Source organism: Mycobacterium sp. 852014-52450_SCH5900713 (assembly GCF_001667075.1).
Lineage (GTDB): Bacteria > Actinomycetota > Actinomycetes > Mycobacteriales > Mycobacteriaceae > Mycobacterium.
In genome coordinates, this window is record NZ_LZIL01000043.1 from 57,978 (window position 1) to 75,576 (window position 17,599).

Sequence of the window (17,599 nt, forward strand, 5' to 3'; positions counted from 1 at the left end):
GCTTACCACGTTTGTTCGGCGGCGCGCACCAGCATGTGGTTGACGGCCACCCGGCGGTCCCGGGTCACCATGAACAGCACCGCGTCGGCGATGTCTTCGGGGCGCAACTTGACCATGCCGGCGGTCTGGCGCTCGAACGCCTCCCGCGACGATTCGGCGAGATGGTCGAAGATTTCGGTATCGACCGTTCCCGGGCCCACCACGCCAACCCGGACCCGCTGCCCGAGCACCTCCTGCCGAATGCCCTCGCTGAACGCGTTCACCCCGAACTTCGTCAGCGAATAGACCGCGGTGTTCGGCCGGGCCACCCATCCGGCGGTCGAACTGATGGTGACCAGATCGGCGACACCGCGCGGCGAGTTAGCGGCGGCATCGATCAGGTGCGGGAGCGCCGCGCGGGTGACGTACAGGACGCCTTGCACGTTGACCGTCACCATGGCGTCCCAATCCTGCAGCGACGCCTCGGCCGCCGGGCCGGATTGCATCAGTCCGGCGTTGTTCACCACGGTGTCGAGCCGGCCGAACTGCGCGACGGCGCGCTGCACGGCCGCCGACACCTGTTCGGCGTCGGTGACGTCGGCCGCCACGGACAGCGCTGTGCCACCGGCGGATTCGATATCGGCTTGCAACTCGGCGAGCCGGTCCGCGCGACGCGCGAGCAGGGCCACCGCCGCGCCTTCCGCGGCGAGCGCTTTGGCCGTCGCGGCCCCGATGCCGCTACTCGCGCCGGTGACCAGGGCCGCGGTATGTGCGAGTGTCCCCGTCATGCGCCCAGTATCTCGTGTAGCAGGTACTCGGTGTGCTCGCCCAAGTCCGGCGCGCCGCGGGCGATGCGCGCCTGGCCGCCGGCCATCCGCCAGGATGGCCCGACGATCGGGCGCTGGCCCTCTCGATGGTCGCTGACGAACCTGAACAGCTCGCGGTCCCACAGTCGTTGATCGCCGATCACGTCGAGAGAGGTGGCGCTCTTGCCGGCCGGCACACCCGCCGCGCGCAATCGGTCCGCCAGTTGCTCGGCGCGATGGCACCGGGTGAGTTGCGCGAGGCAGGCATCGAGCGTCTCGGTGTCGCACCGTCGCCCCGCCATGGTGGCGTAGCGGCGTTCTCGGGCCAGCGATCCCGCGCCGAGCACGTCGCACAACCCGCGCCACTGCAAGTCGTCGGCGACGGCCACCGTGATCCAGCCACCGTCCGCGCACGGGTAGCAGCCATGCGGGCACAGGTCCGGATGGTCATTGCCGCCGGGCGCGAAGGCTTGTCCGGTGAGGGCGTGTTCGAGCAGACGGTCGCCGATCATCGATGACAGGGTTTCCACTGCCGACAGGTCGACGAACTGCCCGGCGCCGGTGAGTTCGCGGTGCAGTAATGCGACCACCGCGGCGTACGCGGCCGCCGCGCCGACGGTCGAGTCGCCGTAGCGCATGCTCGTCCCGAGGGGCGGTCCGCCGCGATAGCCGACCAGCGGGGCGAGCCCGGCCAGGGCGGCGAAGCATGGCGCGTAACCGGTTTGATGGCCGAGCGGCCCGTCGTTGCCCCACATCTTGATCGACACGGAGATGATGTCCGCCTTGATCTCGATCAGCTGCGCATGGCCCAGGCCCTGGCGTTCCATCGCGCCCGGGCGCAGGTTGTTGATCACGATGTCGCTGCGGGCGACCAGCTCACGCAGCTGCCTCATGCCCTCGGTGGACTTGATATCGAGGTCGACACTGAGGATTTCGGGATTGATGCTGAGGAAGTACGGCGCGTGGTTGACGTCGGTGCCGCCGTAGGCGCGCATCTCCTCGGGGCTGCCCGCGGTTTCAACCTTGATGACCTCGGCGCCCAGCATCGCCAGCAGCTTGCCCGCGTAGGGCCCGGCCCACACCTTGGTGAGCTCGACGACCCGAACCCCTTGCAGCGGCCCACCGCGCGGATCCCTCGGCGGCTTGAGTTGCGCCGACTTGACCCGCGGACGCGGGCGCGGGGTATCGATGAGGCCCAGAATCTGCCCGGTGTGCTCGCCGAGGGCCGGTGCGGCGGAGGTGATTCGAGCCGGTGACGCACTGAACGCGTATGGCACCGTCGGATACGCCGCGTCGCCCAACACGGGGTGCCGAACCTGCTGGAAGAATCCCCGGTGCCGGTACTGCGGCGAATCATGCAGGTCCGCGGCGCCGTTCACCGGCACCAGCGGCACGCCCAGGCGCTGGGCTCGATCGGACGCGTCGTCCTTGGCAAGGTGCCGGATCCACGCGGCAAAGCCCCGCTGGAATGCGGCCACCTTCTCCGGGGTAACGGAAAACTCCAGCCAGTCGTCGTGAAAAGCGTCCAGCCACTCCGGGTGCCCCATGAGTTCTTTCAGGCCGAGCCAGTGGGCGCGGCTGGTCATGTACAGGAAGACGAAACCGTCGGCGCATGCGAAAAACGCAGCCGGGCCCGCCTGGTCGTAGTCGCCGCGGTGGCCTTCGGCGGTCACCTCACCGGTGACGAACCGGCCGATGATGCAGTCGGCGCGGGAGGCCAGCACCGCCTGTTCGGAGACGTCGATGGAATCGCCGTGTCCGCTGTGCAGGCGCCCGAAGAGCGCCGCCGTCACGCACAGCGCGGCGTCCAGTCCGGCTTCGTAGTCGGCCAGGAATCGACCCGGCCCCTGCAGTGGCGGCTTGGCCGGGTCGGGGTGGCTGGGCGTGTGGTATCCCCAACCGCTGGCGTGGAACACGTTGATGCTCTTGGCATTGCCGAACTCGGTGGGCGCGTCCCGCCCGAACGGGGTAATCGAACAGAACACCACGTCCGGGTGCAGCCGCGCCCAGCCGGTGGCCCAATCGAAGGCCCCGTCGTCGATGACCGCGTCCGCGCTGCCGACGAGCCGGTGCAGCGTGTCGACATCGGCGGCGGAACGGAGATCCAGCACGACGGACTGCTTGTTGGTGTTGAGATACGCGAACAGCCCGCTGCCCTCGGGACCGTCGGCGACGATGGGCGCCATCGCGCGCGTCGGGCTGCCGCACTCCGGCGCCTCGACCTTGAGGACGTCGGCACCGAAGTCGGCCAACAACTTTCCGCAGTACTCCCCCGCGACGGACCCGGCCAGCTCGACGACCCGGAAACCGGTCAGCGCCGACATGCGAGCTCTGACGGTCAGGGCTTCGCGCGTCCCGAGCGGCTCAGCCGCCACTCGGGCGGGAAGTTCAGGTCGTTGTCCTTCACCACGTTGTTGAGGCCCTTCTCGAAGGTGCCCGCGGTCAGGTCCACTTCCTCCGCGTCGTTTTGGATCATCGGCAGCATGCCCTCGACCATTCCGGTGAGCAGGCTGCCGAAGTATTCACCCTTGTGCTGCTTGTAGAGCTCCAGGAAGGTCTTCTGCACCGCTACGGTGTCGGTCGGGCGGGAACGTGAGCAGGCCATCGCGTATTTCAGCGTCTCTTCTTCCAGCTTCTCCCGCGGCACCACGCTGTTGACGAAGCCGCACTCGTACATCTCCTTGGCGCTGAACGGCCTTCCGGTGAAGAGCATTTCGGAGAACTTGCGCAGACCCATCGTCTCGGCCCACCACCACAGCCGCGGTCCCCAACCCACGTAGCGAAACGCCGGGTGGCCGAAGAGGGCGTCGTCGGACGAGACCACCAGGTCGGCGTCGCCGGCCTGGTAGAAGTGCCAGCCGTAGCAGTAGCCCTTGGCCTCGATGATGCTGATCTTGCGCAGCTCCTGCAGCGGGCGGTTTCCCGCGCGGGCCTTGGCGTAGAAGTCGGTGACGGTCGACAGGTAGCGGTACGATCCGCCGGGCGGGTACTTGACGTCGTCATCGTTGATGGCCACCTCGTGCAGTAGCGGCATGCCAGGGTTCTCGAGCATCCCCCGCTGCTCGGGCAGGTCGCCGCCGCTTCCGAAATCATCTCCCTCGCCACGGATCACGACGACCTTGACGTCGTCGTCCACGTTGCACTTGTGGATCAGGTCGGCGTAGTTCTGCCGCATACCCAACGTGGTGGAGTTGAGCTCCTCGGGGCGGTTGAAGGTGATGTAAGCGATCCGGTTCTTCTTGTCCTTCTCGAACTTGATGTACTGCTCGGCTTCCTTTTTCATTTCTTCGTAATCGTATTCGGGCATCGTCTTCTCCAACTTCTCTTGAATTAGCGTTTATTTGAGCAAGCTGCCCGCGTCGACGGGAAGCGAAACGCCGGTGACATAACGAGATTCGTCAGAGGCGAGGAACAGGACCGCGTTGCTGATGTCCGCGGCGTCCACCCAGGGCACCGGCAGGGTGTGCATCATCTGGGATATGGGGGCGAAGTCGTCGGGGCCCGGATTTTCCAGGTCTGGGCGAAACAAGCGGAACGTGTTGTCGTTCATCACCATCGTGGTGCTCACCTGGGTGGGTAGCACGGCGTTGACGCGGATCATGTGCTGGCCCAGCTCGACGGCGAACGCACGCATCAGGCCGATGACGCCGTGCTTGGCGGCGACGTAGTGGCCGGTGTTCGGGTAGGCCTTGTGTCCGCCGACCGAGCTGGTGAGCACGATCGATCCGCCGCGACCACCCGAAAGTAGGTGTGGGACGCCCGCTTTGACCGTATGCCAGACGCCGCTCAGGTTGATGTCGATCATGTCCTGCCAGACGTTCTCGCGGATCTTGTGCAGCTTCCTGCCGTCGGTACCCACACCCGCGTTCGCGACGATGATGTCGAGCCGCCCGAGTTGTTCCACACCGGCGTCCACGGCGGATTTCAGCGCGTCGTAGTCGCGGACGTCCACCTGCGCGGTGACGATCCGACGGTCCTGGGCCTTCACCAAATCGGCCGTCTCGGCCAGGTCCTCCGGCGTCGAGTGCGGGTACGCCAGGTTCTCGATCGGCCCGCAGACGTCGATCGCGATGATGTCGGCACCCTCCTGCGCCAAGCGCACCGCGTGGCTGCGGCCCTGGCCGCGGGCCGCGCCGCTGACGAACGCGACCTTTCCCGCTACCCGGCCCTCAACGCTCCCGGTCATCAGGGCACCACGGTGGGCAGGGTTTCCCAGCCTCGCACCGACGACGTCGGGCTCAGCTTTGCGTTGGCCAGATCGGGCTCCCACTCCGGGAAGCGCTTGAGGATCTCCTCGAGGGCGACCCGGCCTTCCAGCCGGGCCAGCGCCGAACCCAAGCAGAAGTGGGCGCCGACGCTGAACGTGAGGTGCGGCCGGGCGGCGCGATGAATGTTGAATTCGCCTGCGTCGGGACCGAACTGCCGCTCGTCGCGGCAGGCCGACCCGAGAAGCATCAGCATGACGCTACCTTCCGGCACCGTCTGGCCATAGAGGCTGACGTCGCGAGTTACATAGCGTGCCATGTGCGGCGCGGGGGGCTCGAAGCGCAGCAGCTCCTCGATGGCCTGCGGGATGAGTCCGGGGTTCTCGGCGAGCTCGCGACGCTGGTCGGGGTGCTCCGCGAGCACTTTGCCCGCCCAACCGATAAGCCGCGTTGTCGTTTCGTTTCCCGCTCCGGCCACCACGTTGAGGTAGACCAAGATCTCTTCACGCCTCAGCCGCCGCGTGGTGCCGGTTTCGTCGACGAACTCGACGTTCAGCAGCTCGGTCATGATGTCGTCGGACGGATTGTCGGCACGCCAGTCGATATAGGCCTCGAACTGCTCGCCCACTGACAAGCCGTGCTCGGCGGCACTCATCGGCTTGCCCGGCTCGGTGCGTAGTTGGGCGTTGCCGCGATCGCGGATGTACTCCTGATCTTCTTCGGGAATCCCGAGCAGTGCGCTGATGACCTTCATCGGCATGATCGCGCCAAGGTCGGTGACGAAGTCGAACCGCCCCGTCCCCACCAGTGGGTCCAGCGATTGCGCGCAGAACTCGCGGATCATCGGCTCCAACGCCGCGATCTTGCGGGGGGTGAACATGCGCGACAGCAGCTTGCGGTGCACGTCGTGGATCGGCGGGTCTTCGAAGATCAACATGCCGGACGGGATCTCGAGGTTGGCCTTGATCAGTTCCATGATCACGCCCCGAGCGGAGCTGTAAGTGTTGTAGTCGATGATGGCCTTGTTTACATCGGCGAATCGGCTCAGCGCGTAGAAGTCGTATTCGGAGTTGTAGTAAAGCGGCGCCTCGTCACGCAGGCGCTTGAACATGGGATATGGGTCGGCAATCAGCTCGACGTCGTACGGGTCGAATCGCACATGGCTATCGGTGCTCGTCGTCACGAAATCCCTCCTACCGCTGCCTTTTACCGGCATGCCGAGGGCCTGGCAGCCCTGGATCCGGTTCGGGGCAATTTATACACTCCGCTTAATTGCGTTGCTGTGACATTCGCATGGGCTGGGCTGAAATCGGCCCGTCAGCACGGCCTAACTCTATTCTCGTAGAGAACCATACGGCGAATGGTCTGGCAAGACCCCATGCCGCATCACCCGCCACCGATTCACGCGTGTTCGGCCCGCTCAGCCGAACGCCGTCGCCCGGTCCCGGCCCGTGGTGCGCCGGCCGGCCGTTTCGGTCAGCCGGCCCTGCTGCGGGCTCCGCAGAATGCCGGCGGCGATGGCCGACAAGATGCCGTCGAGCTGCTCGGGACTGTCGACGATCCGGTCGCCGTGCGCGAACCGCACCAGCAGCCCGTTGATGAACGTCAACGTCACATTGCTCAGATCCTCGACCACGGCGGGGTCCAGGTCCGCGCCGTGCGGCATCAGCTGGACCAGTATTTCGCGGTGCAGTTTGGTGAATTCGTCCGTGGCCCGCTGCAGGATCGCGGCCAGCGACGGGTCGCGGGCGGCCTGCATGGTCAGCTCGTAGCGCGCCTTGGTCCGGAACAATTGCGGCTCGCTACCGGATCGAATGACCACCTGGGACAGTCGCGAGGGCGAGGGGTTGTCGCCCCGGCCGTCGGAGTCGTCGGCCACGGACTGTAGGTCGGCGAGGTCGAGCTCGGCCAACCGCTCGGCCACGGCGCGCAGCAGCGCCGAGCGGGTGCGAAAGTAGAACGACGTGGTGCCGTCGGGCACGCCGGCTTTGCGGTCGACTTTGAGGTGGCTCAATCCCTTGGCCCCGTCGTCGGCCAACAATTGAATCGCCACGTCGCACAAGTCGCGGCGGCGCTCCCCGGGATTAGGTTTTCGGCGTTTGTCCATGGCAATCCGTCTCGGACCGAGACCTTACTCTATATTCGTAGTGTCGGTAAAGGGCCGGTCTGATCGCCTATGACGGCGGGCCGGTGGGCCACCAGGCGGGCTTTCCCCGCCCCGCACGAAAACGTCTGCGATGCAACGACTATCAGGCATCGGCGGGACGGCGTGTGTTCGACTGGAACAATGGTCCGATGATTGGACGTCGGAGTGAAGAGACAGAGGGCGTGGGGAGGCATCGCTGCGCGCGCCGCCGAGGGCGCGTCACGGCCGTTTCGTTGGCGTGCACCGGCCTGCTCGCGGTGCTGATATGCGGCTGCAGCCCGACGCGCCATCAGGGCGCGCCCACCACGTCGACCACGACCACCACCACCCCGTCGGCCACCACAACCGCATCGCCCACTCCGATTGTGAAGATTGCACCGTTGCCCGTCCGGCCGGTGAACAAGTCTCAACCGACCAGCCCCGAGAAGTGCCCGGACGCGAATCGGGTGGCGGCACCGACGGATGCGCTCACCACCTGTGATATCGCCCGGACCACGTTGTACATGCTCGGCCCGGAGAGCATGCAGCTCGGGCTGCTACACGTGGACCCACCGAAGTCGCTGACCGCGGGTTTCTACGACGTGACCCTGACCCTGGACCCACCGTCGGCGACCGCGTGGGCGTCCTACACCGCCGCGCATCTCAAGGACCACGTGGCCTTTATCCGCGACAATCTCGTTCTGGAGGCCCCGATCATCGAAGACCAGGTCGCCTCCGGGCGGATCGCGTTGACCACCCAAACCGCCGAGGGCGCAGCGCAATTAGCCCAATTGGCCAGCCGGCCCTCATGACGTCAGCACGAGAGGGGCTGGACTCGGCATCGGCATGGACGGCGACGCCGCGCGGCAATCGTGCATGAATTCTGCGGAGATCAGGTGCACGGAACGCCGTGCGGCCCGCCAACCCACTGACCGGGCGGCGCCTGCCAGGGACAAATCTGCTTGACCTGCCCAGGCGGCAGCGGATTCCAATGACCATTGTCGACGACGTGCGGACCCGGCGGAACCGGCGGCGGCCACGGTCCCGGGTGGGCCTGCGCCATACCGCTTCCGAGGTTCAGTGCCGCCGCGCTCAATGCGCCGGCGACGATGGCCTTACCTGCGAAGTTCTTGAGATTCATTGCTGGCCTCCTCTCGGTCTATGGCTCGCCATTGGCGGCGTCCGAACCGCGGAGACAGAACCAATTTTCGCGACCTCGAAAATGTCACAAGATGGTTACCCCCGCTCACGAAAAGTCAAACCGCCCCCGCGGCCAGCAAGGGGATCCGGATTCGGTGGGCGGCGGACGCGTCCGGGACGCTGACTCAGCCCGCACGGGGCCCGGGCGCGCGGCGCGCGAATCCCGGCGCATGCTCGGGCCGCACGCCGACGCCGACGAAGTAGGCCGGCACGGCCGACAGCCACGGCAGCCGCTTCATCAGGCCCAGCAGCGCCGCGGGCGGCGTGGGGTCCGCGCCGCGCAACAACGGCCCGAGCAACATGTGGTGCAACACTTGCTGCACGAGTTGGGTCACCACCGTGGGGAACACGCGGCGGCGGTGGACCGCGGCGAGTTCGCGATCACCGACGCGGTGTCGTCGCAGCGGTTCGGCCAGTACGGTCGCGGCCGCGACGGCATCCTGGATGGCCAGGTTGATCCCGACCCCGCCCAGCGGCGACATCGCGTGCGCCGCATCCCCGATGCACAGCAGCCCGTCGGTGTGCCAGCGCCGCAACCGATTCACGTGCACGTCCAGATGTTTGACGTCGTCCATGGATTGCAGCGCCGCGACCGACTCCGGCATATCCGGTAACAACTCTTCGACGTCGCGCCGGAACGCGTCTATGCCGCGCGCCCGCAGCTGGGCGTCGGTGCCCTTCGGCCCGAGGTAGGCGATCTGGAAGTAACCCTCCCGTGGGATCACCGCGAGCCCCTTGCCCGGACCAAGGCGGGGCAAAAAGGAGTATTCGGTGTCTTCCTTGTGCGGCAACCGAAACCACCACACGTCGAACCTCACCGGGTATTCGCGCGCCTTCAGTCCGGCCTCGTGCCGAACGACCGACCAGCGGCCGTCGCAGGCGACGGTCAACTCGGCCCGCAATTCGCCCGGCCCCTCGGGCCCGCGGTAGCGCACACCGGCAACCCTGCCGCCCTCCCACAGGAGCCCGGTGACTTCGGTGTTCATCCGCAGTGAGAAGCTCGGCTCCTCCTGTGCCGCACCGGCGAGGAGCTTGAGCAAGTCCCACTGCGGCACCATCGCGACGAAGGGGTGGGGCTGGCGCAACCGCTCGAAGTCGACGTATGTCACCGCCTGCCCGTTGGATTCGAGTTTCGCGGTGCGGACCTCGGTAAAGGGCAAGGCCGCGAACGGTTCCCACAGACCCAGTTCGTCGAGCAACCGCATGGTGGTCGGGTGGACCGTGTCGCCGCGGAAGTCCCGCAGGAAGTCACCGTGCTTCTCCATCAGCGTGACTTGGACACCCGCCCGCGCCAGTAGCAGCCCTAGGACCATTCCGGCCGGGCCGCCACCGACGATCGCACACGAGGTTGTCTCAGCCATCAGAGGTCAAACTCGACGTCGAACACCGAGACGGGATCGAGGATGACGCCATTTTCCTCGACGTAGCGGTCCCACAACGTCAGCAGTTCGGCCAGTTTGTCTGGGTGCGAGCCGGCGAGGTCGTGGATCTCGCCCGGATCGGTGGCGAGGTCGTAGAGCTGCCAGCTGCCCGGACCGTATGGTGCGGGCAGGTGCAGCGCCTTCCAGTCCCCCTGGCGAATCGCACGGCGGCCGAACAACTCCCAGCCCGTGCCGGTCTCGGCGTCATGCACGGTCTCCGCGCCTCCCGACAGATACGGCACCATGGAGCGGCCGCGCATCGGTGCCACCTCGCGTCCGCGATAGGCCGCGCCGGGATGCGCGGCCCCCGCCAGTTCCAGCACCGTCGGGGCGATGTCCATGACGGTGCTGAACGCGGTCCCGACGTCTCGTTGCCGGTCAAAGCCGGGCCAGGTGACGAAGCCGACCACCCGGATCCCGCCCTCGGTGGTGAACGCCTTGTGCAGCCGCGACGGCGCGGTGGCGGCTTGTGCCCATCGCGGTCCGTACCAGATAAACGAGGAGGGCCGGCCGAGGTTGTCGACGCTGTTGTCGCAATGCTTTTCGATCTGCGCTGCGATACGCGCACCGTGCAGCGGCATCGCTTCGACAATGGCACCTTCGGCACCGTTGTCAGACAGGAAGATAACGACGGTGTCGTCGAGTTCGCCGCTGTCCGAAAGGTATTCGATCACCCTGCCGATATTCCAGTCCATCCGGTCGACCATCCCGGCGTAGACCTCCATGCTGCGGGCAGATACCGCGCGCTGTTCGTCGGTCATGTCCGCCCACTCGGGGGCGTCGTCGGCGACGACCGGATGCGCCTCGACGTCCGGCGGGCACAGGCCCAGCCGCTTGAGGGCCGCCAGTCGCTCCTCGCGGAGCGCATCCGGACCGGCGTCGTAGCGGCCACGGTATTTCGCGATGGATTCGTCCGGCGCCTGCAGCGGCCAGTGCGGCGCCTGGAACGGCAGATAAGCGAAGAAGGGCCGGTCCTCGCCAGGTGCGCGCTCGCGCAGGTACTGCAACAACTTGTCGGTGTAGAAGTCCGACGAGTAGAAGTCGTCCCCGACCGTGACGAACCGGTCGTCCTCGGTGTAAAGCGTTGGAATGGGCGAGAAGCCGCCGGCCGCCCGGCCCCCGTAATGGCTGGCCCCCGCCGGCAGCAAGGCAAACGAGCGCTCGAAGCCGCGCGCCCACGGCGATGTCTCGATGGTCGCGCCCAGGTGCCACTTGCCCGACATGAGCGTCAGGTATCCGGCGTCGCGGAGCAGCTCGGGCAACGCCACGACCCGGTCGTTCAGATAACCCTCATAGCCGGGTGCGCCGCGGAACGCCGGCCCCGCGACCTCCAGCATGGTGCCGATCCCGGCGATGTGGTGGTCCGTTCCCGTCAGCAGCATCGCCCGGGTGGGCGAGCACGCGGGCGCGGAGTGGAAATCGGTGAACCGGATCCCCGCGTGGGCGAGCCGATCGAGATTGGGCGTCTCGATTTCGCCGCCGAACGCGCCGATATCGGAAAACCCGAGGTCGTCCGCCACGATCACGAGGAAGTTAGGCCTCTTCACGCTCAAGCATCCTGCCAGGTCCCGCCCCCGGGCGGAATGCTGCCGCAACGGCACGTCGTTATTGTCGAGGCGGCGATCTCCGCGCCTGCGACACTGCTACACCGGAAGGGCTTTGAGATGCTGGCACAGTTCGGGATGTCCATTCCGCTGGTCGCCGCCCCGATGGCGGGCGGCCCGACCACCCCCGCGATGGTGTCGGCCGCCAATCGTGCGGGCGGCCTGGGCATGCTCGCCGCCGGTTACAAGACCGTGGAGGCCGTCGAGGCGGAGCTCAAACAAATTCGCTCCGAGGGAATCCCATTCGGTATCAACCTCTTTGCACCCAATCCGCTACCGGTTGACCCCGAGGCGTATCGGGCGTATGCCGCTATCGTTCAGCGCGACGCCGACCAGTTCGGTGTGACGCTGCCCCCGGGGCCCGTCGAGGACACCGACAAGTTCGACGAGAAGATCGCGCTGCTGCTCGACAACCCGGTTCCGATGGTGTCGTTCACCTTCGGCATCCCGTCGGACGGCGTGATCGCGGCGCTGCGCAAGGCGGGCTCCGTCGTCGTGCAGACGGTGACCGCGCCCCAGGAGGCGGTGCAGGCGCGCGACGCCGGGGTGGACATGCTCGCCGTTCAGGGGGCGGCCGCCGGCGGTCACTCGGGCACGCTCTCGCCGCGCAAGCCGTTGACGCCGGTGCCGACCGCCGAGCTGGTCGAACGGATCGTCGCGACGGTGCCGCTGCCGGTGATCGCCGCCGGCGGGCTCGCCTCCCCCGGCGCCGTTGCCGAGGTGATCCGCGCGGGGGGCCGCGGCGGCCGCGGTCGGGACGATCCTGCTGCGCGCCGACGAAAGCGGCGCCTCGGCCACGCATCAGGCAGCCCTGACCGATCCCGCCTACAGCGAGACGGTGCTCACGCACGCCTTCACCGGGCGCCCCGCCCGCGGGCTGCGCAACGCATTCATCGATGCCCACGAGGCGCAGGCGCCGCTGGGCTATCCCGCCATCCACTACCTCACCAGCCCGCTGCGCAAAGCCGCGGCCGCGGCGGGAAAGCCCGACTATGTCCACCTGTGGGCCGGCACCGGATACCGCAGCGCCACCGCCGAACCGACGTCCGACATCCTGCGGCGGCTGGCTTCCGGGTTGTGACGCCGTCAGAAATCGAAGCGGTTCAGCATGTCGTACTTGCCGCCGGGCGATGCGCACGTCAGCTTGTATATCCACCGCACCGCCGTCGATTCGATTTTTCGGTAGCCCGCCAGCGCGGGCGCCTGTTCGACCAACCGCAGCCTCGGGTTCCACGTCTGTAGTACCCGCGCGTCGCGGATGCCCCACTTGATGATCCCCCTGGTGAAAAGCTTCGACATCAGCGGCGCCAGGGCCGAGAGCGTGTCGAAATGCATTTCGCCGCAATCGAATCGATCGGTCAGCCGCTGCAGCAGCTGCCGCACCTGCGGCTCGGTCAAATACATCAGCAGGCCCTCGGCGACCACCAACGTGGGCCGGCCGGTCGGGATCTGCTCCAGCCACTTCGGATCGGTCACCGACGAGCCGATCATCCGGTAGCACTCCGTATCGTCGTAGAGTCGCCGCCGCAGCTCGATGACACCTGGTTGGTCGATGTCGAACCACGAAACCGAATGCGGTACGTCGAGCCGGAAAGCGCGGCCGTCGAGGCCGCAACCCAGGTGCAGGACCACCGCGTCGGGGTGACGCCGCAAAAAGTCCGCGCACCAATCGTCGAGCGCTTTCGCCCGCAACGCGACCAGGTACTGGTTCGACACCGGCAGCGAGCTGCGATGGATCCTCTTGAAGTCGTAGTCGATCCGGTCGACCGCCTCCGCGGCCGCCGTGTCACCCAAAATTGGTCGGCGGGAACGGCTTTCATGAGCGCGCAGGTACAGTGTGACAAGGTTCGTCCACTCCACCGAGCCCCAGCGGACGGAACTGAAATCGACTTTGGCCGTAGTCATGGCTTTCTCCTTGCCGCCCGATATTCGGTCCACATCTGCATGAGCTGGTCGCGGTAGGCATGGGTGCAGAATTCGCAGAAATCGCGGAAATCCTCGACGCGCTGCCGCTGTTCGGCACGGTCCTCGCCGAGCACGGAAAGCGCGAACTCGGCGGGCTCGATCCCCAGCCGCATGAGAGACAGCTGCGTTTCCAGGACACTGGTGAAGCCGCCGGGCGTGACCCGGTAGAGGTGTTGACGGTCCGGGCTCGGCAACCGCTCCACCATGCCGCCCTCCAGCAGCTGGCGGGCAACCGTACTGATGGAGGCCTTGCTGACCGATAACGCGTCGGCCAGCTGGGTCAACGACTGCTGGGGCGGATGAGAGATCAGGAGCCAGCCATAAACCCGGCCCATGGTGCGGGTTGCGCCGAGCAACTCGAAGAACAGGCCGAGGCGATCGACGAACTCGGACTCTTCCGGCGACACGGACCCTCCCCCACGTACGTTCAGTACGTACTTAACGTAGCGTACGCCAGAGGCGGCGTCGATGGAACGTCGCTCAAATTTCGCGCAGGCGACTCCCCCGCGCGGATTCGCCCGCGTTCAGAACGCCTCGGGATCGCGCTGCACTTCTTCCGGAACGGGGTGGCGGTACAGGCGAGAGGCGTTCTCCCAACTGAACTTGCGAATGACGTCCTCGGGCAGGTCACCGATCTGTTCGTGGACCGTCCGCTGGGTGTGTGGCCAGGTGGAGTCGCAATGCGGGTAGTCGGCTTCCAGCATGATGTTGTCCACGCCGATCCGGTCGCGCTGCACGAACGACGACTTATCCTCCACCGCGCAGAACCAGAAATTTCGCGTGAAAACCTCTGCCGGAGTGAGGCTTTCGCCCAGCGTCTGCCAGGTGCCGTACATCGCGTGGTAGCTGAGCATGTGGTCGAGGCGATCTAGCAGGCCGGCGACCCAGCCTATTCCGCCTTCCGACAGACAGATCTTCAGGTCGGGGAACCTGCTGGGCAAGCCGGAATACAGCCAGTCGACCGCCGCCGAGATCGCGTAGGCGAAGAACAAGACGCCCTGCACGTCCGGCGGCGCGTCCTCGGTGGTGGACGGCGAGGACCCCGACGAGCCGATGTGCAGGTTCACGACGGTGTCCGTCTCGGCGCACGCCGCCATCATCGGGTCCCAATGTTTGGAGTGGATGCTCGGCAGTCCCAACATCGCCGGGTTCTCGCTGAAGGTGACGGCGTGGAATCCACGCTCGGCATTCTCGTAGATCATCTTCGCGCCGAGCTCGGGGTCAAGCAACCACGGCAGCTGGCAGGGAATGATGCGCTCGGGATATGAGCCCGCCCAGACCTCGAGGTGCCAATCGTTCCATGCGCGCACCGAGGCCAGCGCCAGGTCGCGGTCATTGGTCACCTGCTGCAACCGCTGGCCGGCGAACCCGGGCAGGAAGGACGGGAAATTGAGCGAGGCGTAGATGCCGTTGAGGTCCATGTCCTTGACGCGCTCGTGGATATCCCAGGCGCCCCTGCGCATTTCGTCGAACCGGACCGGCTCGAAGCCGTACTCCGCCACCGGCCGGCCGACGACCGCGTTGAACCCGACGTTGGGTAGTTCCCGGCCGTCGTAGACCCAGGTCTGGCCCCCGCTGTCGGTCTCCACGACTCTGGGCGCGCGGTCGGTGAACTTGCGCGGCAGCCGCCCGGTGAAGGTGTCCGGCGGCTCGACGATGTGGTCGTCGACCGAGATCACCGTGTAGCGCCGGGGTGCGCGGGGCGGGTCCGGCAGGAAGGTGACCGAGCGCTGTTCGCCCGTCTTCGCGGTGGTGAAGCTCAGGTCGGCGGCCAGCTCGTCGATCGATTTCACTCGTCAATCTCCTTGCGGGATAGCGTCGTTGAGTGTGTGGTGACGGAGTTCAGTGTGCGGCGACGGCGACGCCTGTCGGCGTGTCGCCGCCCAGGATGCACGCTCATCACTTCAGCACATCGGGGTCGGCCTTGATGGTCATCCTGGCCGCCCCCGCCCAGTACACGTCTGCGGCGCGTTCGACGAGCGACCGCTGCATGCCCGCCATGTCGGACCACTTCATGGCCACCGGCTGGATGCCGGTGAGCAGCACGTCGTAGGCCAGCTTGCATACCCGTTCGATCGACGCCGCCCGGTAGACGGCTTCGGGCAGATTGCGGCCGGTGGCGATGACGCCGTGGTTGGCCAGGATGGTCAGGTTCGCGGGCCCGATGCGGGCCGCCAGTTCGGCCGCGCGGCCGGGGCTGTCGATCTCGCCGTCGTAGGTGTCCACCAGGCACAGGTCATCGAGGAACAACGAACCGGTCTGGTGCACCAATTCGGGCAGCCTGCCCAGCGCCGCGAGCACGCAGACGTAGTACGGGTGATTGTGGATGACTACCCGGGCGTCGTCGCGGACGCGGTGCAGCTCGGTGTGGATGTGGATGGCCGGAGTGACATCCCAACGCCCGCGCAACACTTGGGCGTCGGCGTCGACGACGCAGATATCGGACGCGGTGATTTCCTGCCACCACAGCCCCCACGGATTGACGAACATCTGCGTCTGTCCGTCCGGCTGCCAGGTGATGTGTCCCGCCATGTTCTCGGCGAATCCGATGCCGGCCAGGTGGCGGAAAGCCACCGCGAGCGCCTGCTCCTCGGACAGCTCGACGCCGATCGGCGGGACCACCGAAGGCGCCCACACTTCCAGGCCGCCCCGGCGCGGGTTAGGGGCATTCGTCATGGGGCCTCCGTTCTGGCTCGAATATCCTCGCGCAGCCGGCCTTTGGCAACCTTCCCGCCGGAAGATCGTGGCAGCTCATCGACGACGATCAGTCGCTCGGGAAGTAGCTCCTTCGACACTCCCAGCGACAGCAGGTGTTCGACCAGCTCGGGCAGGTCCAGGGTGGCCGCGTCGACGAGTTCGGCGTAGAGGCAGACCTTTTCGCCGAACACCGGATCGGGCATCGCCACGGCGGCCGCCACCGCGACGGCGGGGTGGGTTGTGACGGCATCTTCGACCTGGGTCGCGCTGATGTTCTTGCCGCCGCGCAGGATGAAGTCGGAGGTTCGCCCGGTGACGGTCAGATAGCCGTCCGCGTCGATTTCGCAGATGTCGCCCATGCGCATCCACCCGTCGCGGGTGAACAGCTTGTCGTGGTCGGTCCCGCCGAGGTAGCCGAGGCTGGTCGCGGGGCCGCGGCATGCGGGCTGGCCCCGTCCCGTCGCGGTGACGTCCCGTTCCCCGTCGAAGAGCCGGACGGCCATCTCGGGGACGATCCGGCCACCGGTGCGCAGCCGGCGTTCGCGTGGGTCATCGATCGTGGTCGCGCTCAGCATCCCGGTTTCGTTCGAGCCGTAGAACTGCAGAATCGTCGCACCGGTGAGCTCCTCGAACTCGACCGCCGGCCGGTATGGCAGCGCCTCGCCGCCGGTGAACACGACGCGCAGCGAACTCAGGTCGTACCCGCGGGTGGCGGGGTCGGCCATAAGCATGGTCAATTGTGTGCTGACACAACACAACACGCTGACCTTGTGCCGGGATATCGCCTCGCAGGTCGCCCTCGTGCTGAACCGTTCCAGGATCACCGCGGTGGCGCCGAGATAGATCGGCGTGGTGTGGCTGGTCCACAGTCCGAAGCCGAATGGCGTCGGTATGACGGGCAGGAACGTGTCCTCCGGCGTCAGCCGCCCGTTGGCGACGGCCTTCTGGTGGAAGTAGTACCAACGATTCTGGGTGTGCACCACACACTTGGGCACGCCGGTGGTCCCGGACGTGGAGTTGATGAGGAAGACATCGTCTGGCCCGAGTCGGGACTCGCCGGTAAGCGCCCTGGGCGCCACCCGGATGTTCAGTCGCGGCGCGCCGGTGTCACCGCTCAAGACCAGGGTGGGCAGCGAAAGCCCGTGGGCGACAGTCGCCGCTTCCCCGCCGCGCCGCTGATCGCTGATCAGGATGTCCGGCTGCGCGCCGCGCAGTATCGCCGTGACCTCACGGGTGCCGGCGCGCGCCCCGACACCGACGACGACGGCCCCGCACCGCTCGATCGCCACGAACAGCACGTGCAGGGCGGCGGAGTCACCGTGCCACACCGCCACCCGGCCGCCGGGCGATATCCCCGCCCCGGCCAGCTGTTCGGCCAGATCGCTTGCCGCCCGGTCGAATTCACGCCACGTCAGCGCCGTCCCCGGATGGTCGACGTAGGCGAAGCGGTCCGGTGACCCTTCGGCGTTGCTACGCACCGCGTCCGACAGCGTCGTGTCAGACCAATAGCCCGCGGCCCGGAACCGGGCCGGATCCTCGTCGGTGAATGCCGGCGGGCCCACGGTCTGCATGAGCAGATGATAGGGAAGCCCACGGG

15 protein-coding genes and 1 pseudogene are annotated in these 17,599 nt (G+C 66.9%); 2 read left to right on the top strand and 14 right to left on the bottom strand.

Features of this window, described 5'->3' with window-relative positions; translation table 11 throughout:
* Window positions 1-2 precede the first annotated feature (2 nt).
* The 6 genes from A5773_RS12325 to A5773_RS12350 all read right to left on the bottom strand — a co-directional run bounded on the left by A5773_RS12325 (window position 3) and on the right by A5773_RS12350 (window position 7,097).
* Window positions 3-767, bottom strand: a complete 765-nt coding sequence (locus tag A5773_RS12325; protein ID WP_066953801.1) for an SDR family NAD(P)-dependent oxidoreductase — start codon at window positions 765-767, stop codon at window positions 3-5.
* Window positions 764-3,109 (bottom strand): CaiB/BaiF CoA-transferase family protein, encoded by a 2,346-nt coding sequence (locus A5773_RS12330; RefSeq protein ID WP_067261870.1) that lies wholly within the window; start codon window positions 3,107-3,109, stop codon window positions 764-766. Before A5773_RS12330 ends, A5773_RS12325 begins: the two co-directional genes overlap by 4 nt.
* Window positions 3,110-3,123: 14 nt before the next feature.
* Window positions 3,124-4,092, bottom strand: coding sequence for an enoyl-CoA hydratase/isomerase family protein (locus A5773_RS12335; RefSeq protein WP_066953798.1), 969 nt, complete (start codon window positions 4,090-4,092; stop codon window positions 3,124-3,126).
* 30 nt (window positions 4,093-4,122) lie between these two features.
* Entirely contained in the window at window positions 4,123-4,971 is an 849-nt protein-coding gene (locus tag A5773_RS12340) for a mycofactocin-coupled SDR family oxidoreductase (protein ID WP_067261834.1), read from the bottom strand.
* The gene (locus tag A5773_RS12345) at window positions 4,971-6,173 is read right to left on the bottom strand and encodes a cytochrome P450 (protein WP_067791091.1); all 1,203 of its coding nucleotides are present in this window, start codon (window positions 6,171-6,173) and stop codon (window positions 4,971-4,973) included. The genes A5773_RS12340 and A5773_RS12345 overlap by 1 nt, the downstream gene beginning before the upstream one ends.
* A 237-nt stretch (window positions 6,174-6,410) precedes the next feature.
* Window positions 6,411-7,097 carry a TetR/AcrR family transcriptional regulator gene (locus tag A5773_RS12350; RefSeq protein WP_067791093.1) on the bottom strand — a complete coding sequence of 229 codons (687 nt, stop codon included), beginning with the start codon at window positions 7,095-7,097 and terminating at the stop codon, window positions 6,411-6,413.
* Window positions 7,098-7,531: 434 nt separating this feature from the next.
* On the opposite strand from A5773_RS12350, the gene A5773_RS12355 reads away from it, so the two are divergent.
* Window positions 7,532-7,927 carry a preprotein translocase subunit SecD gene (locus A5773_RS12355; RefSeq protein WP_232001841.1) on the top strand — a complete coding sequence of 132 codons (396 nt, stop codon included), beginning with the start codon at window positions 7,532-7,534 and terminating at the stop codon, window positions 7,925-7,927.
* Between the two features lie 80 nt (window positions 7,928-8,007).
* Here A5773_RS12355 and A5773_RS25600 read toward each other — a convergent pair whose 3' ends face one another.
* The 3 genes from A5773_RS25600 to A5773_RS12365 all read right to left on the bottom strand — a co-directional run bounded on the left by A5773_RS25600 (window position 8,008) and on the right by A5773_RS12365 (window position 11,283).
* Window positions 8,008-8,256: a hypothetical protein gene (locus A5773_RS25600; protein ID WP_082948206.1), complete on the bottom strand. Its 249-nt coding sequence runs from the start codon at window positions 8,254-8,256 to the stop codon at window positions 8,008-8,010.
* A gap of 184 nt (window positions 8,257-8,440) precedes the next feature.
* On the bottom strand, window positions 8,441-9,676 hold the full coding sequence (locus A5773_RS12360) for an FAD-dependent oxidoreductase (RefSeq protein ID WP_067791095.1): 1,236 nt from the start codon (window positions 9,674-9,676) through the stop codon (window positions 8,441-8,443).
* The gene (locus A5773_RS12365; RefSeq protein ID WP_067261838.1) at window positions 9,676-11,283 is read right to left on the bottom strand and encodes an arylsulfatase; all 1,608 of its coding nucleotides are present in this window, start codon (window positions 11,281-11,283) and stop codon (window positions 9,676-9,678) included. The genes A5773_RS12360 and A5773_RS12365 overlap by 1 nt, the downstream gene beginning before the upstream one ends.
* Window positions 11,284-11,400: 117 nt before the next feature.
* On the opposite strand from A5773_RS12365, the pseudogene A5773_RS12370 reads away from it, so the two are divergent.
* A pseudogene (locus tag A5773_RS12370) lies at window positions 11,401-12,421 on the top strand (NAD(P)H-dependent flavin oxidoreductase).
* A gap of 5 nt (window positions 12,422-12,426) precedes the next feature.
* Here the strand turns inward: A5773_RS12370 and A5773_RS12375 are convergent.
* The 5 genes from A5773_RS12375 to A5773_RS12395 form a co-directional block, all read right to left on the bottom strand.
* Window positions 12,427-13,245, bottom strand: coding sequence for a class I SAM-dependent methyltransferase (locus A5773_RS12375; RefSeq protein WP_067261843.1), 819 nt, complete (start codon window positions 13,243-13,245; stop codon window positions 12,427-12,429).
* Window positions 13,242-13,712 carry a GbsR/MarR family transcriptional regulator gene (locus tag A5773_RS12380; protein WP_066953775.1) on the bottom strand — a complete coding sequence of 157 codons (471 nt, stop codon included), beginning with the start codon at window positions 13,710-13,712 and terminating at the stop codon, window positions 13,242-13,244. The genes A5773_RS12375 and A5773_RS12380 overlap by 4 nt, the downstream gene beginning before the upstream one ends.
* Window positions 13,713-13,829: 117 nt before the next feature.
* Window positions 13,830-15,098 (bottom strand): amidohydrolase family protein, encoded by a 1,269-nt coding sequence (locus tag A5773_RS12385; RefSeq protein WP_067791097.1) that lies wholly within the window; start codon window positions 15,096-15,098, stop codon window positions 13,830-13,832.
* Window positions 15,099-15,204: 106 nt separating this feature from the next.
* Window positions 15,205-15,981 (bottom strand): class II aldolase/adducin family protein, encoded by a 777-nt coding sequence (locus A5773_RS12390; protein WP_197505378.1) that lies wholly within the window; start codon window positions 15,979-15,981, stop codon window positions 15,205-15,207.
* Complete coding sequence (locus A5773_RS12395) at window positions 15,978-17,573, bottom strand: class I adenylate-forming enzyme family protein (protein ID WP_067791099.1); 1,596 nt, start codon at window positions 17,571-17,573, stop codon at window positions 15,978-15,980. The genes A5773_RS12390 and A5773_RS12395 overlap by 4 nt, the downstream gene beginning before the upstream one ends.
* Window positions 17,574-17,599: the final 26 nt, after the last annotated feature.